General features: G+C 43.0%; 15 protein-coding genes. 4 read left to right on the forward strand and 11 right to left on the reverse strand.

The features are described from left to right. Nucleotides 1-13 precede the first annotated feature (13 nt). From pstB to V8G47_RS12610, 9 genes are all read right to left on the reverse strand, one after another. The gene (gene pstB / locus V8G47_RS12570) at nt 14-829 is read right to left on the reverse strand and encodes a phosphate ABC transporter ATP-binding protein PstB (RefSeq protein ID WP_336200430.1); all 816 of its coding nucleotides are present in this window, start codon (nt 827-829) and stop codon (nt 14-16) included. An 18-nt stretch (nt 830-847) separates the two neighbouring features. Continuing rightward, nucleotides 848-1735 carry a phosphate ABC transporter permease PstA gene (pstA, locus tag V8G47_RS12575; protein WP_336200431.1) on the reverse strand — a complete coding sequence of 296 codons (888 nt, stop codon included), beginning with the start codon at nt 1733-1735 and terminating at the stop codon, nt 848-850. After that, nucleotides 1735-2658 carry a phosphate ABC transporter permease subunit PstC gene (pstC, locus tag V8G47_RS12580; RefSeq protein ID WP_336200432.1) on the reverse strand — a complete coding sequence of 308 codons (924 nt, stop codon included), beginning with the start codon at nt 2656-2658 and terminating at the stop codon, nt 1735-1737. The genes pstA and pstC overlap by 1 nt, the downstream gene beginning before the upstream one ends. Before the next feature lie 78 nt (nt 2659-2736). Then, nucleotides 2737-3645, reverse strand: coding sequence for a phosphate ABC transporter substrate-binding protein (locus V8G47_RS12585; protein ID WP_336200433.1), 909 nt, complete (start codon nt 3643-3645; stop codon nt 2737-2739). 310 nt (nt 3646-3955) lie between these two features. Next, nucleotides 3956-6148, reverse strand: a complete 2193-nt coding sequence (locus tag V8G47_RS12590; RefSeq protein ID WP_442970846.1) for a peptidoglycan D,D-transpeptidase FtsI family protein — start codon at nt 6146-6148, stop codon at nt 3956-3958. A 163-nt stretch (nt 6149-6311) separates the two neighbouring features. Further along, nucleotides 6312-7526 carry an MFS transporter gene (locus V8G47_RS12595; RefSeq protein WP_336200435.1) on the reverse strand — a complete coding sequence of 405 codons (1215 nt, stop codon included), beginning with the start codon at nt 7524-7526 and terminating at the stop codon, nt 6312-6314. A 106-nt stretch (nt 7527-7632) separates the two neighbouring features. After that, complete coding sequence (locus V8G47_RS12600; protein ID WP_336200436.1) at nt 7633-8241, reverse strand: superoxide dismutase; 609 nt, start codon at nt 8239-8241, stop codon at nt 7633-7635. Nucleotides 8242-8437: 196 nt separating this feature from the next. Then, nucleotides 8438-8917 (reverse strand): DUF456 domain-containing protein, encoded by a 480-nt coding sequence (locus tag V8G47_RS12605; protein ID WP_336200437.1) that lies wholly within the window; start codon nt 8915-8917, stop codon nt 8438-8440. A 73-nt stretch (nt 8918-8990) separates the two neighbouring features. Continuing rightward, entirely contained in the window at nt 8991-10619 is a 1629-nt protein-coding gene (locus V8G47_RS12610; RefSeq protein WP_336200438.1) for a Na/Pi cotransporter family protein, read from the reverse strand. Nucleotides 10620-10865: 246 nt separating this feature from the next. On the opposite strand from V8G47_RS12610, the gene V8G47_RS12615 reads away from it, so the two are divergent. After that, nucleotides 10866-11639, forward strand: a complete 774-nt coding sequence (locus tag V8G47_RS12615; RefSeq protein ID WP_336200439.1) for a DUF1189 domain-containing protein — start codon at nt 10866-10868, stop codon at nt 11637-11639. 35 nt (nt 11640-11674) lie between these two features. Here V8G47_RS12615 and V8G47_RS12620 read toward each other — a convergent pair whose 3' ends face one another. Next, nucleotides 11675-12862 (reverse strand): MFS transporter, encoded by a 1188-nt coding sequence (locus V8G47_RS12620; protein WP_336200440.1) that lies wholly within the window; start codon nt 12860-12862, stop codon nt 11675-11677. Nucleotides 12863-12920: 58 nt separating this feature from the next. On the opposite strand from V8G47_RS12620, the gene V8G47_RS12625 reads away from it, so the two are divergent. Continuing rightward, on the forward strand, nt 12921-13289 hold the full coding sequence (locus tag V8G47_RS12625; RefSeq protein WP_336200441.1) for a hypothetical protein: 369 nt from the start codon (nt 12921-12923) through the stop codon (nt 13287-13289). Between the two features lie 123 nt (nt 13290-13412). Next, nucleotides 13413-14519 (forward strand): flavodoxin-dependent (E)-4-hydroxy-3-methylbut-2-enyl-diphosphate synthase, encoded by a 1107-nt coding sequence (gene ispG / locus V8G47_RS12630; protein WP_142245354.1) that lies wholly within the window; start codon nt 13413-13415, stop codon nt 14517-14519. A gap of 88 nt (nt 14520-14607) precedes the next feature. Here the strand turns inward: ispG and V8G47_RS12635 are convergent, their stop codons facing one another. Further along, on the reverse strand, nt 14608-14991 hold the full coding sequence (locus tag V8G47_RS12635) for a DUF4190 domain-containing protein (protein ID WP_336200442.1): 384 nt from the start codon (nt 14989-14991) through the stop codon (nt 14608-14610). A 194-nt stretch (nt 14992-15185) separates the two neighbouring features. Between V8G47_RS12635 and V8G47_RS12640 the strand changes: the two genes are divergently transcribed. Next, entirely contained in the window at nt 15186-15755 is a 570-nt protein-coding gene (locus V8G47_RS12640; protein WP_336200443.1) for a hypothetical protein, read from the forward strand.

Genomic DNA, 15755 nt, shown 5'->3' on the forward strand with positions numbered 1-15755 from the left:
TCCAACTAAATGATCAACTGAAACGCCCTGAAATATAGTCTTCCGTCTTTTTTTCTGATGGATTGGTGAAAATCTTTTCGGTTTGGTCGAATTCCACTAAATCACCATTATAAAAGAATGCCGTTTTGTCAGAAACACGGGATGCCTGCCCCATATTATGGGTCACAATGACAATCGTGTACTCTTTCTTTAGATCGGTGATCAATTCTTCGATTTTTGCGTTTGAAATTGGATCAAGTGCCGAGCATGGCTCATCCAATAACATGACGGTCGGCTTCATTGCAATCGTCCTTGCAATACATAAACGCTGCTGCTGTCCACCGGATAGTGAGAGTGCCGACGTATGAAGGCGGTCTTTTACTTCATCCCACAGTGCCGCCTTTGTCAAACTTTCTTCTACCAGGTCATTCAGTACACTCTTCTTTTTGATTCCAGAAAATTTCAGTGCATGAACAATATTTTCGTAGATGGATTTACTGAATGGATTCGGCTTCTGGAAAACCATCCCGATTTCTTTGCGAAGGGCTACTACATCAATGTCCTTACCTAGAAGATTCACATCCTCATACATGATCTTCCCCTCTGCACGGGCGATCGGGACCAGGTCATTCATGCGGTTTACCGTTCTTAAGAAGGTTGATTTCCCGCAACCTGAAGGGCCGATCAAAGCTGTTACAGCATTTTTTTCAATTTCCATATTTATATTTTTAACGGCGTGATTATCCCCGTAATAGAAATCTAAATTCTGCACATCGATGATGGTCTCTTTTTTGATTCGATCCGCTACTCTTGAAGAGCGCTTCTGTTTCGTTTCTAATTGAACCGACATGTACTATCACACCTTCTATTATTTTGTGGCTGTCATTTTATTATGAATGTAGCTTCCGATGAATCGTGCACCCAGATTAAAGATCAACACCGAAATAATCAAGACGGCTGATGCTCCTGCTGCTTTTTCATCTACATCGGGAATCAACCCTTGGGTGTTGACTGACCAAATGTGAACAGCCAGTGTTTCCGCAGGTCTGAAAAGATTTAAAGGAGATGTAGGCGAAACTGGATTCCAATCCATATAGTTCAATCTGGGAGTCGACAGGCCAGCTGTGAATAATAAGGCAGCAGCCTCACCGAATACACGACCCGACGCAAGGATCGCCCCCGTCAAAATAGACGGGAATGCACCAGGGATGAGCACGGTTTTAACCGTGTGCCAATTGGTGATCCCGAGAGCAAGGCTCGCTTCTTTCAACTCACGCGGTACGCCTCTGATGGCATCTTCACTAACACGAACCAATACAGGAAGATTAAATACTGTAAGTGCCAGGGCTCCACCTATAATGGTATATCCCCAACCCGTTGTATTCACGAACACCAATAGTCCAAACATTCCGATGACGATAGATGGTAATGAGGCCAGTACTTCAATACAAGAACGGATGGTATTCGTGATCTTGCCAGGCTTTGCGTATTCAGCCATATAGATGCCTCCGCCGACACCCAGGGGCACCGTAATGATCATCGTGATGATCAGGATATAGAATGAATTAAATAATTGATCCCGGATCCCTCCTCCGGCACGGACTGCACTGGACGGGGTTGTAAGGAAATCCCACGTTACATATGGTAAACCCTTCACTAAAATATATGAGAATAGCGCCACTAAAAGGGCTATAATGATTGTTGCGATTCCAATGAACACGCCAGTGGCGATCTTGTCTGCTCTCTTACTATTCATTAGACTTTCCTCCTCGATGATAAGTAGCGGATTAATAAGATAAATACGAAGGACATGATTAATAGGATGAGGCCCATCGACCATAGCGTGTTATTCTCCACGCTTCCATAAGTGGTATGTCCCATATTTAGCGTTATGATCGTGGTCAACGTTGCCGACGCATCTACTATACTTTGAGGAAGATCTCTTGTATTTCCTATGACCATTTGAACAGCCAGTGCTTCACCAAATGCTCTCGCCATTCCCAATACAATTGCTGTCAATAAAGTTGGCAATGCTGCAGGGATTAATACTTTTCTAATAGTTTGCCATCTTGTTGCCCCCAATGCATATGATCCATCGCGAAGACTTTTCGGCAATGAACTCATGGCGTCTGTGGCAATGGTTGTGATGGTCGGCAAAATCATCACGGATAATACGATCATACCGGCAAGCAGTGAAAACCCTATACCGGAAGTATTAGATCGAATAAATGGGACCAATACTGTAAGCCCTATAAATCCATAAACAACTGACGGGATCCCGACAAGGAGTTCTACTATCGGCTGCATGATTTTTCTTCCCCATGATGGGGCGATATCCGTCATAAAGATAGCTGCTCCAATACCTAGCGGTGCTGCAATCAGAGCAGAAAGTATCGTAACCGCAAAGGAACCGAAAATGAACGGAAGAGCACCATACATTGGATTCTCACCTGTAGGCTTCCAATCCGGGCTGGTTAAGAACTCAATTGGACTTACACCATTTTTAATAAATGATTGCAACCCTTTTGAAGTTAAGAAAATGGTGATGGAAATTGTTGCGGCAATCATGATGACTGCGCTTAATGTCACTAAGAACTTTCCCTTAAATTCACCGTTCATCCAAGATCTATTGCTTTTGATCAGCCTCTTTGAGGCAGGTAGCTTGTTTTCCATATCCATAAACACCCCTAAATACGAGATAATAGGGTAAATGCCCTCGAGCATCTACCCTATCAATTTATTTAATTGCATCATCTTTTACTTCTTAGTTTGTTTCCCTTCAGCGTCACGCTCTACTTCCATTTTTGTAGCAGCGATGTAACCTTGGTCTTTCAGTAAACCAGTTTGAACATCTTCACTCATCATGTAATCAAGGAATGATTTAGCTAATCCTTCAGGTTCACCTTTTGTGTAAGAATGTTGATATGCCCAGATTGGGAATTCACCCTTTTGTACATTTTCATCCGTTGCTTTTACACCATCAACTGAAAGTGGAGTTACGCTGTCATCTGTGAAGTAAGAGAAAGCAAGGTAACCGATGGCTCCATCTGTTTCACTGATGATTTTCTTAACAGTGTTTGAAGAGTCTTCAGTGATTCCTTCAGCAGGAGTCTCTCCATCAAGACCATATTTAACGAAGGTTGCACGAGTACCAGAAGAGTCTGGACGGTTTACAAGTGTGATCTTTTGGTCTTTACCACCAAGCTCTTTCCAGTTCTTGATTTCACCTGTGAATACTTTTTTAAGATCTTCTTTAGAAATGTCTTTGATACCAACATTAGGATTAACTGCAGCCGTCATACCTACAACCGCTACTTTATGGTCAACTAACTCGTCCGCCGGGATTCCTTCTTTTTCTTCAGCGAATACATCCGAGTTACCGATTTGAACGGACCCTTCAGAAACTTGGGATAATCCAGTACCAGAACCGCCAGCGTTCACTTGGATATCTGCATCCGGATTTTCTGCCATGAATTCTTCAGCTGCTGCAGCAACAAGTGGTTGCATTGCAGAAGAACCTGAAACTACGATTGAACCAGCTGTTTCTGAACCTTTTTTGTCGTCTCCAGCATTTTCATCTGTGCTGCTTCCATTTCCACATGCAGCGGCAAATGCCACGAGCGTTGCAATGATTAAAAGCAGACCGTATTTCTTGAAGTTCTTCATTCTTTAATTCCCCCTAGAATATTGGTTGTTTTGTCCTACGAGTACTAGATTAATAGATGAGTGTTAATGGTGTTTTAATCGATTGTAAAGGTTTTGTAAATTCGACATTTTTCTTTATGATTCCGCGGTTCATAAAAGCTTTAAACCCTTATTAACACTAGTATTGTGCAATGATTGATAAATTATGTACGATCATACAAAATGTCTTTTTTTCATGAATTCATGAAGCCTATTCATGGTGTGATGCTATGATTTACAATAAAAAAAGCTGATTCATGGAACCATTTTCCCATGAATCAGCTTGTTAAAATTAGTTATTCTGTTCTCTTTCCTTCTGCATTTGCTCTTCTGCCTCTTCCGCGTTCTCGACTTTCTTGTTTACGGAAGTAGGGTCTTTCTCTTCTTCGGCACGCTTCTTCTTTAATTCAAAGTACTTATCCATCACCCGTCTGGAGATGTACTTATTCACGTATGGATCGGCCACGCCTCCTGCCTGTATATGAGAGGCGGGAACCACAGTCGCATACGCCACCTCAGGATTATCGTAAGGCGCATACCCGATCAACGTGGTGTTATAACTCAGTTCCCCGTCGATATACGTCTCGGCCGTACCGGATTTACCCGCTGCATTATACGGTGCATCATGAAATAAGTACCCCGTTCCTTCAGGGTTATGATAGACACGGTAGAACCCTTTTTGAACATGTTCGATCTGTTCCTGGGTCGCATCAATTCGATTCAGTACATTCGTCTCTTTCTCGAACAGAATGGGACCGAGCCTTTCCTTTTCATTGGTCGGTTCTCTTATTTCCTTCATAATATGAGGCTGTACACGGTAACCATCGTTCGCAATGGTAGAAACATATTGTGCCAGCTGCATGGTGGTGTACGTATCAAACTGACCGATCGCGAGGTCCAGTAAGAAACCGGGATCTGTCTTGGTTCCCGTAAGCCCCGCCGATTCACCGGGCAGGTCGATGCCTGTCGGGACACCTAAACCAAATTGAGCGTAGTGATTCCTGAACACATCGAACGCTGCCGGGTTGTTCACAATCGGCTCATTTGGTACATACCGGCCACCGGCAATTTTCAAGGCAACCTTCCACATGTAGGCGTTGGAGGACTTTTCCAATGCATATAAATCGGTCATCGGGATTTGCTGATATTTATTGAACCAGGATGTCTTCGGATTAGTCCCTTTGATTCTTAACGGTTCATCAATCAAAACCTCACCCGGCGTCAATTTCCCGGTCATATATCCTGTTAATACCGTAGCGCCCTTCACAACGGAACCTACTTCATAGGAAGATGTAAAGGTTCCCAGTGCAGCATCCCGCATTTCGTACTTGCCCGTTTCAGGATTCTTGACATATTGTTTACCAGCCATTGCAAGGATCTCACCTGTATTCGGGTCAATCATGACGACATATGCCCGGTCCAGATCTGGAGATGCGTCCCGGTGGACAATCTGTTTGCTTAATTCTTCTTCGATTATTTTTTCGACTTCCCGCTGAAGTTCCATATCGATGGTAAGGACGATATCCTTGCCTCGCTGTCCTTGTTGAACAAGGACGGATTCAAGCACACTTCCGCCTTTGGTGACGTTCTTGATCTGTTCCTTTTGTCCTTGAAGAACATCTTCATATTCAAGTTCCACATAACTCTTACCTACGCGGTCATTCCGGTTATAATCCTGAGCTAAATAGGAATCGACCAAATTCTTTGGCAATCCTTCCCTTGAAGAGGACACGTTCCCTAAAATGGTCCGTAACGTATCATCAAATACGTAGGAACGCTTCCAATCTGTCGTGGTGTTGACACCTGGAAGTTCACTCAGATGCTCACTGACCGTTGCGAATTCCTCCGGAGTGACCCCTTCATTCTTCACAATCTGTGGATTCAGCGCATAGCCACTGGAGAACTCACGATAAATGGCGATGATCTCAAGGTCATTTTCAGTGAGTGAAGCCAGTTCTTTCTCGGTAATCCGGTCGAGCCTCATCTGATACACTTTTTTATTCACATCATCTTCAGACAGTTCTTCATTGCTTTGGAGCTTTTTGACTTCCCCCTCCGAGACTTTTTCATCGGCTGCTTCAGGATGCTTGATAATCCAATAATCCTTTTTGTCCCGCTCAGTCACGTCTTCCGTATCTTTTTCGATGAACTTGGAAAGCCTGGACGCGACTTCGATCATTTCATCGATCTTCGTATTATTTGCCCGTGTATACGTAATGGCATTCAGCGGAATATTATCGACGATCACATTCCCATAACGGTCATACATCTTCCCGCGTGGCACTCCTGTATTGACCACGACATCTTCCGTTCTTTCCACTTCTTTTTTATAGCTTTCCCCATTCACGATCTGAACAAGTCCAAGTCTAAGTACAAGAAGGGAAAATAATAAGAACACAGCAAAAAACAGCAGATTCATCCTGACGGGAACATGCGTCTTTCTTTTTCTCTTATTTTTTTTCAAGTCTTCCAGCCCTTCCTCTATGTGAAAATCTCACTCTGCCCTTGTTTCGTTCCTGGTTGATTGGACATCTAACAAGGAGGGAACAGAATCATCTTTACCCTCCCCTTATTTTATAGAAAATTTCAGGGATAATCTAGCCATAAGTAAAGAGAGGAAATCTTTCCCTCTCTTTGTATTAAGTCCCTTATAAAGGCAGCACGACTTTCCGTACAAATAAATATATCAGTGTATGCCCAGCCCCAAGGATCAATAAGAGTATCGGGATGCTCTCTTCCTGATTAAAGAAAGTCACGGCTATGATGAAGGCAAGGACTGAGACGATTCTTCCGAGGTTCAAGAAGATTTCCCTAACAACAATGTATTCGATCCTCATTTCAGCTGCATTCCATCCCGTACCGATCACATCATATGTCATAGAGATATAAGGGACCAACAGGATGGGATAGGCAATGGCAATGACACCTGCATAAAGCAATAGTTTCGTATACGTGACATCAAATACGATCAGGAATATGGCCAGATAAAGAAGGATACCACCGAGTAGGATGGCGCGTTTCCTCAAATGTTTCTTTATGACCCTGGAAGCGACATAATAGCCCACAAAGGCAATGCCTGAGTTGATCAATCCAAAGGTACCGATGGCAAATTCACTTCCCGTACTGATGAATACAAACACCGATATGATAAAGATGAAGGTTCCTTCCCTCAGCCCCTGGAAGAAGTGGGCATTTGTGATGAAGCGCCAATTGTGATTGTGCTTTCTTTCCTCCAGGATCCTAAGAAAGAGATAGCGTCCGGATGCCGGCCTCCTCTTAAGGAAGAAACTCATAATAACCGCGATGAAAAAAAGTAAAAGAGAGATTCCGAATACAATGGTATACCCCTTGAAGGAAGCAAACCTGGAAATGATGAAACCGGCGAGGATCGGTCCGATCATTCCCCCGGCAGACGTCAGAGTACCGAGGAAGCCATTGAAGAAATCCCTTGTTTCAGGTTCTGTGATTTCGAATGTCAACACATTGAAGGCTAACCAGTAGAAACCATAGCCGATCCCAAGTAACGCTCCCAACACGACAAGATAATCTTCTGCCGATTCTCCGAATGCTAAAACGGATATGTAAAAGAGAGCCAAAAAAATAACACCGAAGCGTAATACAATCACCCGGTCCACTTTCTTTGCCAACCTTCCGGCTAAAATAAATGTCAGGGGCTGAAAGATGACAACGGTTAAATTATATACACCCAAATCAATGAATTCACCTGACTGTTTCCATAAATATATGTTCACAAATGTGTTCGACAGGGCAATACTCAAGGAGTATAGTCCCCCGATCAACAGGAGCAAAGTCAGATCTTTTGTTAAATCAATGTCACCTAATATTCTTTTAAAGCTGCTCATGTGTAAAACTCCCCTTTAACGTACCCCTATCTTGTGAAAAAGGGAAGGAACTTATACAAAAAAAAGAGAGGTTCCTGAAAGAACCTCTCTTACCTGATTAATAAAATTACTTAGCAGCTGAATAACGCTTCGATACTTCATCCCAGTTTACAACGTTCCAGAATGAACTGATGTAATCAGGACGACGGTTTTGATAGTTCAGGTAGTAAGCATGCTCCCAAACATCAAGACCTAAAACCGGAGTTTTCCCTTCCATTAAAGGACTGTCCTGGTTTGGTGTGCTTGTAACTTCCAATTCACCGTTGTTCACTACAAGCCAAGCCCAGCCTGAGCCGAAGCGTGTTGCAGCAGCATTTGCGAATTCTTCTTTGAATGAATCGAAGCTTCCGAATTTGGAAGAGATGGCATCTGCCAGCTCTCCAGATGGAGCGCCTCCACCATTCGGTGATAATACCGTCCAGAATAGAGAGTGGTTAGCGTGACCGCCACCATTATTGCGAACTGCCGTACGAGCACCTTCAGGAACAGCGTCTAAGTTAGAAACAAGATCTTCAATGGATTTGCTTAATAAATCGTCGTGTCCTTGAAGTGCATCATTTACTTTCGTCACATATGCGTTATGGTGTTTTGTGTGGTGGATGTTCATTGTTTCCTTGTCGATATGAGGTTCTAAGGCATCATATGCGTAAGGTAATTGCGGTAATTCGTAAGCCATTATAAATTCCTCCCTATGTATAGTTTCCTGAATAGCTATATTCAGGCCGTTTCAGTATAAGATTACCAAAACTACTATATCTGTTCAAATATTTTGCCTTCAATCTCTCACTTTTTTCTTACAAGGATAAAATACCCCTCTTTTCTACTGACTAGTCATGTGAATATTATTTTGTAATTTTTCTGATTAGGGAGGATTAAATAACCCAAAAGAAGTAGACGGCCATAACAATTTGAATAAATCCTTTTGTGAATACGCTTGAGATGAAGCCTATGACGGATCCTATTCCCACTTTAAATGCTGTCTTGAGGTTGGACCGATGAACGATCCATTCGCCTATGACTGCGCCAAGGAAAGGTCCGATCAATATTCCTATGACAGGGATGACGAATGGACCAATGAGCAGCCCGATTGTGCTTCCCCATATCCCTGCCTTCGAGCCTCCGAACTTTTTGACACCGATCAGGTTCGCCATATAATCGGCACCAAACAAGAGGGCGACAAACAGAATCTGTACAGTCCAGAACAACCAGCTGAATGGTTCAAAGCTGAAAAACACCCCATACAGCAGAAAGCTGCCCATTAAGAAAACGACACTTGGCAAAATCGGATACACAAGCCCGACAAATGATAAAATCATGAGTATGATAATGATACTCCAATAAACGATGTCCACGTTTCAACACCCCCTTTTGAGTATAAAAAAAACTGACCCCTTTGACAAATTCCAAAGAGGTCAGGAAAGAAACTTATTCTACTCCCAATACTGCTTCCGCAATATTGACGGCATGATCACCGATACGTTCTAGGTTACTGACGATATCAACAAACACGATGCCTGCTTGTCCCGAACATATCCCTTCGTTCATACGCAGGATATGCTGTTTGCGGAGCTTACGTTCCATTTTATCGATCTGATCTTCCTTCTCTGCCACTTCTCTTGCAATTTCAGTGTCGTTCAAATCCAAAGACTTGATCGCTTTTTCAACTGTTTCAATCGTCAAATTGAACATGACTTCAAGATCGGACATGGCATCATCGGTGATTTTTACTTTGTTGGCTTGCTGGTATTCAACTAACTCAACAATGTTTTCAAAATGATCACCCACGCGTTCAATATCCCGAACCGTATCCATAAGAATGGAATGACGCTCAGATTCAGATTCCGAGAGGGAAGCAGATGATAGATCAACTAGATAGTTCGTGATTTTCTTATCAAGATTATTGATGGCACCTTCAATTTGATAAGCTGTTTCTGAATTTTTAGAGCTCTTTGTCTTTAAGAACTCATTTGTTTCCTGTAATCCTTTAATGGCAAATGTTCCCATGCGGAGAACTTCTTCTTTTGCCTGGCCCAACGCGATGGATGGAGATTGTTCGATGAATACAGGATCCAGATGTTTAGAATTATAATCAACGATCGAGTCCTGACCCGGAATCAACTTCGTTACAATCAGCGCCAATACGGCGATGAACGGAAATTGAATGATGGTATTCGTTATATTGAAAGTACCATGAGCGAATGCAATGGTCATAGGCTCATTCAGGTTGAATGTAGTTTGTAGATAGATGACAAACTTTGAGAATAACGGCAATATGATCAAGAATATGGTTGTTCCGATTAAGTTAAAGAGTACATGTACCGCCGCAGCTCGCCTGGCAGCTACTGATGCACCCAGCGCAGCCAATACAGCTGTGATGGTTGTACCGATGTTATCCCCAAATAAAATCGGCAGTCCCGCCTGTAAGTCAACCAGGTTGGAGCTGTACAGCTCCTGAAGGATACCGATCGTGGCAGATGAACTTTGTACAACCACGGTGAACAACGTACCGACTACCACTCCAAGAATCGGATTATCACTCATACTGACGGTCAAATCATGGAATGCTTCGAGTGAGCGTAAAGGTTTCATTCCTCCACCCATTAATTCAAGCCCATAGAATAAGGCACCGAAGCCAAAGATCATTTGTCCAAGGTTATGGACTTTTTTATTCTTGAAGAAGAATAATAAGATGGTACCTACGGCAATGATCGGGAGGGCATACTCCCCAATGTCAACACCAATGATGAAGGCTGTCACCGTCGTACCGATATTGGCCCCCATGATGACACCGATCGCTTGTCTGAGGGTCATGAAACCGGCACTTACCAGCCCGACAACGATAACCGTCGTCCCACTGCTCGACTGGATCAGGACTGTAACAAAAACCCCTGCCAACACTCCCATGAACGGATTGGTCGTGAACTTATCAAGGATTTCCTTAAGGCGTTCACCCGCTGACTTCTGAAGGCCGTCCCCCATATACTTTATCCCAAAGAGGAAAATACCTAGTCCCCCAAAGAACTGAAACAACATTTCCTGCCAATTTAATTCCATTTTTTCAACCCCTACATATATTTTCGACATTAAACAACAAAAACCCCATATCATTTTTAATATATTACAGGGCTTACGTAAATACTTTTCGCCCCAAATTTACAATAGGTTAATAAAAGTCGACTTTTATTGCATTTATGTTACAAATAATATTAATTCTAATTTAATCCTGAAGTACTTACTTGATGAAAGTATGAAGACAAGCTTAAAATAGATAGGGTATGCACGAAAGGAGAAATAATCGAGATGAATGTATTTCAGCAATTGTATAAAAGTATCTATTCCCCAAAAGATATTGCAAAATTCCGTTTCCAGGGAATTGGCAAGACGATTCGTTTCATTTTTTTGCTTGCACTTATATCCATCATTCCTGTGGCCGTACAATTTGTATCGTTTGCAACCAGTGCCCTTGATACATTAAGGGATTCTCTGGATAAAGAACTTCCCTCGTTTTCGATCGAGAATGGCACCTTGACTTCTGACCAGTCCGAGCCCGTGACCCTCGAGAAAGAAGGCATGACCATCATCTTGGATGATAGTGGTCAAATGAAAGAAGGAAACCTTGACAGGAATGAAAATACGGTTGCTTTCCTTAAGGATGACTTCGTGGTCATCAGCCAGGGACATGTTCAATCCTCATCTTATACTTTGTTTGGTGATAGCACTGTAACAAAGGATGAGTTACTCGACATCCTGAAATCACTCAAAGATTTGAAATGGATATTGATCCCTGTGGCATTAAGCATTCTTTATGTATTCACCTCCGGAATGACATTCTTAAAAATAACCATTTTCGCCATCATCGGTGTTACCTTTGCAAATGTACTGAAACGAAATGTACCATACCGCCAAAGCTTTCGCATCACCGCCTATTCGGCTACAGTTTCTACCGTATTTTTTACCCTAATGGAATTATTACAAACCAGGATTCCTGCTGCTCCAATATTGGACTGGTTTGTCATTACCGTCATCCTGTATTTAGTAGTGAAAGAAATCCCTCAAAGGAAAATACGCCACTAAACAAAGTCCCCGTTTTCAATTGACGGGGACTTTGTTTAAAAGGGTCTGTTAGATTTCAGTACGTGCCCCCCTTTTGTACGTATTGCCAAAAGTGCAAATAGGAGGATATTCATCAATGTGAATCCAAATGTGATGATATACATTTGTGTTGGATCCTCCCTCCACACACCAAAAGCAACAGGGCCCAAAGCCACACCGCCGAATCTTACAGCACCATAAAGACTGACAACCATCCCCCTTTCATGTTCAGATACGCTTCCCGTTATGAAAGTATTGATGACAGGAAGCATCAATCCTAGTCCCCCAAAGCTTACGGTGAGAAAAAACATCAAAGATCCCAATGAAGAAAAAAAGATCAATAACCCTAAAGGGATGCTCATCGTGATTAGCCCACATTTCAAATAGGTCCACCCCAATTCCTCATCAGTCTTCAATCTTTTTCCGCACCAATACGAACAGATCGTCATCGCCCCAAGGGGGAAAATGAATGAAAACCCTTTGAAAAATCCATCAATTTGAAAAGTATTTTCAATATGGTAGGAAAGATAGAAGAGAATGCCGAATAATAAAAATAAGCCGGTTCCCCCGATGACATAGAGAGGGATCAGAAGCCTCCCCTTTGATAAAAAAACGGCAGATAATGCTTTCACATCCAATTTACGAACACCTTTATTTGAGTCAACAGTTTGTCGCAGACCGATTAAGATCGCTAAAGAAATCACGGGGAACACCCAAAAAGACTGGTCCCAAAGAACAAGTTGGGCGAGGGTGGCACCAATAAGTGGAGCTGCCACTTTGCCGATGCCATTGAATACCTCCAATGAACCATGCATCCTTGATCGCTCCTCCCCTTGATAAAGATCACCTACCAATGCCATGGCGAGAGGCATCGTCCCTGCTGCTCCAACACCTTGCAATCCTCTGCCGAGCATAAAGAAGCTAATGACCCCTCCGTTAAAGATACACAGTACACTTCCAAGAATCATGATCCATAACGAAACGCTGATCAACCGTTTACGCCCATAGCGATCAGACAATACCCCTGCAAAAGGTATGACCAAAGCTGCAGGGATTGTAAATGAACTTAAAATGAATCCGGACCATCTGCTCCCTAAATGCAAATCTTCTTCAATCTCGGGAAGAATGGGAATCAGCATCGAATTCCCCAGTACCATCAGTATGGGCAGTAAACCGATCACATATGGGAGAAGCTTCTCTCTCATATCTTACAACTCCTTCATTGGTCCATTCAGACATCACACTAATCGGGAGGAAATATTGATGAAAAGAATGGCAATTTTCTTTGGTATTATCATTCTTCTATACAGTGTTTATTATGATTTAAATAAGGGGACGTTACGTCTCTTGTATAAAGAAGCGACCGTCGCCTCCTCCGAGCCCCTGGTGAATGGGAATCAAGGGGAGCCCCCACAGGAACCTGTTCAAAGAGGTGAAGGTCCCTCCTCCCTTCCATATGTAGAAATGGAAGTGAAGCCGGGCGACACCGTATTGAGCCTTGTGGAAGAACTTCTTGATGGATCCATTCCCGTTTCCATCGACCAGGTGATCAGCGACTTTGAAGAATTGAATGATGTCCCTCCGGCCAAGATCCAAATAGGGAAAACCTATAAAATACCTAATTATCAATGACCTGGCCATGTCATAAACACCTATTTCTTGTCATTTTACACAAAACACTGTTACAATAGCTTCGTATTACTTATAATGAAACTTTGAGAACCTTTCTAAAGGAGCGAATTACACTTGAGTGAAATTATACATCGTACAAAAACACGTCCTGTCAAAGTAGGAAATTTAACGATCGGCGGTAATAACGAAGTGGTCATCCAAAGTATGACCACGACCAAAACCCATGATGTTGAAGCAACGGTTAAAGAAATTCACCGTCTGGAAGAAGCAGGATGCCAGGTCGTACGTGTCGCATGTCCGGATGAACGTGCAGCCGACGCCATTGCTGATATTAAGAAGCAAATCAATATCCCACTTGTTGTCGATATACATTTTGACTATAAATTAGCCCTTAAAGCCATTGAAGGCGGAGCTGATAAAATCCGGATCAATCCAGGGAATATCGGCCGCCGCGAAAAAGTCGAGGCAGTAGTCAAGGCAGCAAAAGAAAAAGGCATCCCGATTCGTATCGGAGTGAACGCAGGGAGCCTGGAAAGAAAAATCCTTGAGAAATACGGATACCCGACAGCTGATGGAATGGTGGAAAGTGCCCTTCATCATATTAAAATCCTGGAAGACCTCGATTTCCATGACATCATCGTATCCATGAAGGCTTCTGACGTGAATTTAGCCATCGAGGCTTACACGAAAGCTGCGAAAGCCTTCGATTATCCGCTTCACCTTGGAATCACAGAATCAGGTACTCTGTTTGCAGGTACCGTTAAAAGTGCCGCTGGCCTTGGAGCCATCCTAAGCCTTGGGATCGGTAACACGGTCCGGATATCCTTGAGTGCGGATCCCGTCGAAGAAGTGAAAGTGGCAAGGGAATTATTGAAGTCATTTGGATTGGCAGCAAATGCGGCTACATTGATTTCGTGTCCGACTTGCGGTCGTATTGAAATTGACTTGATTTCAATTGCCAATGAGGTGGAAGAATACATTTCCACGATTAAAGCACCGATCAAGGTCGCTGTACTCGGATGTGCAGTGAATGGACCTGGTGAAGCCAGAGAGGCTGATATTGGGATTGCCGGTGCCCGAGGGGAAGGACTCCTTTTCCGTAAGGGAAAAACGGTCCGTAAAGTACCTGAGGAGACCATGGTGGAGGAATTAAAGAAAGAAATTGACAAGATTGCAGAAGAATACTTCGCAAAGCAGGAAGCTGAAAAGAAAGAGCAGGAGCAAGTCTAACCCTGTGCATGAAAGAGGGCTGATCAATGATCAGCCCTCTTTTTTTGGTTTCCTGAAACGCTCCCAATTTCAAGAAAAACGATTTAGTTTAAAAGAACGGCAGTACAAATAATCCTACGATTATCGATACGGCCCCAATTCCGATTGCCCAGGCACCGAGCATCTCTGCTCCTCTTCGCCTTGCCACAAACCCAAGGACAATCCCCGCTGCCCCCATGATGACCGGGAGAATAAATAAGGATAGAATGGATAGTGCAAGTGCAGAGTATCCTAATACACGACCTGATGTTGTCGCATCTTCTGCGGCATCCTCTTCAAAGTCGCGGCTCACATTCATTGGAGCAGCAATTTCTGCTGCTGTTTCTTCACGGTAATCATCTCTACTCACATCTGTTTCCGGATTGTCGTAATACACGTCGATATCTTGAAGATTTCGATCAACGCTGTTTAATTCGCGTCGTTCATCACTCATACAGCAATCCCTCACTTTCTGTGTTTGGGAGCCTTCTTATTGTGTGTCAGTTCAGCCATTTTACTATGCTAATTTTTGTTATCTGTGCGATCGCACTTAGGTCGTTCACATGAATAATTGTTTTTCGAGGTTATTTCAATACGGGGAATGTGATAAACTTGAAGGAGTTTTTATAAAGGGGAGTATGATAAAGAATGAAACGTTTTGGAATCGATATTGATGGGACAGTTACGTCACCTGAATCTTTACTGCCTCACATAAATGATCATTTTCAATTGAATTTAACCTTACAGGACATCACCCAATACGAACTGACAAAGGTTCTGGACATATCACCTCAAACCTTTAGAAAATGGTTCAAAGAAGCAGAACCGCTCATCTACAAAGAATCTCCCCTTGCTCCCGGCGCAAAAACGATCCTGGATCAATGGAAAGAGAAGCACGAACTTTATTTTATCAGTGCAAGAAGAACTGACCTCATCGATATTACGAAGAAATGGTTCGATGCGCAGGACCTTATGTATCATCATATCGAATTAATCGGATCCCACGATAAAATATCCACTGCTAAAAAACATGCAGTCGACATTTTCTTCGAGGATAAACACGATAATGCAGTGGCCATATCCGAAGAATTATCCATCCCGGTTTTGTTATTCAACACGCCTTATAATCAAAAACCGATCCCTGATGGGGTCATTCGCGTGAATGACTGGAAGGAAGCGGATTCCTGGGTACAGAACTGGCTGCAGCAACAACGTTAA

The organism is Rossellomorea sp. LJF3 (assembly GCF_037046045.1).
In the GTDB taxonomy this organism is placed as follows: domain Bacteria; phylum Bacillota; class Bacilli; order Bacillales; family Bacillaceae_B; genus Rossellomorea.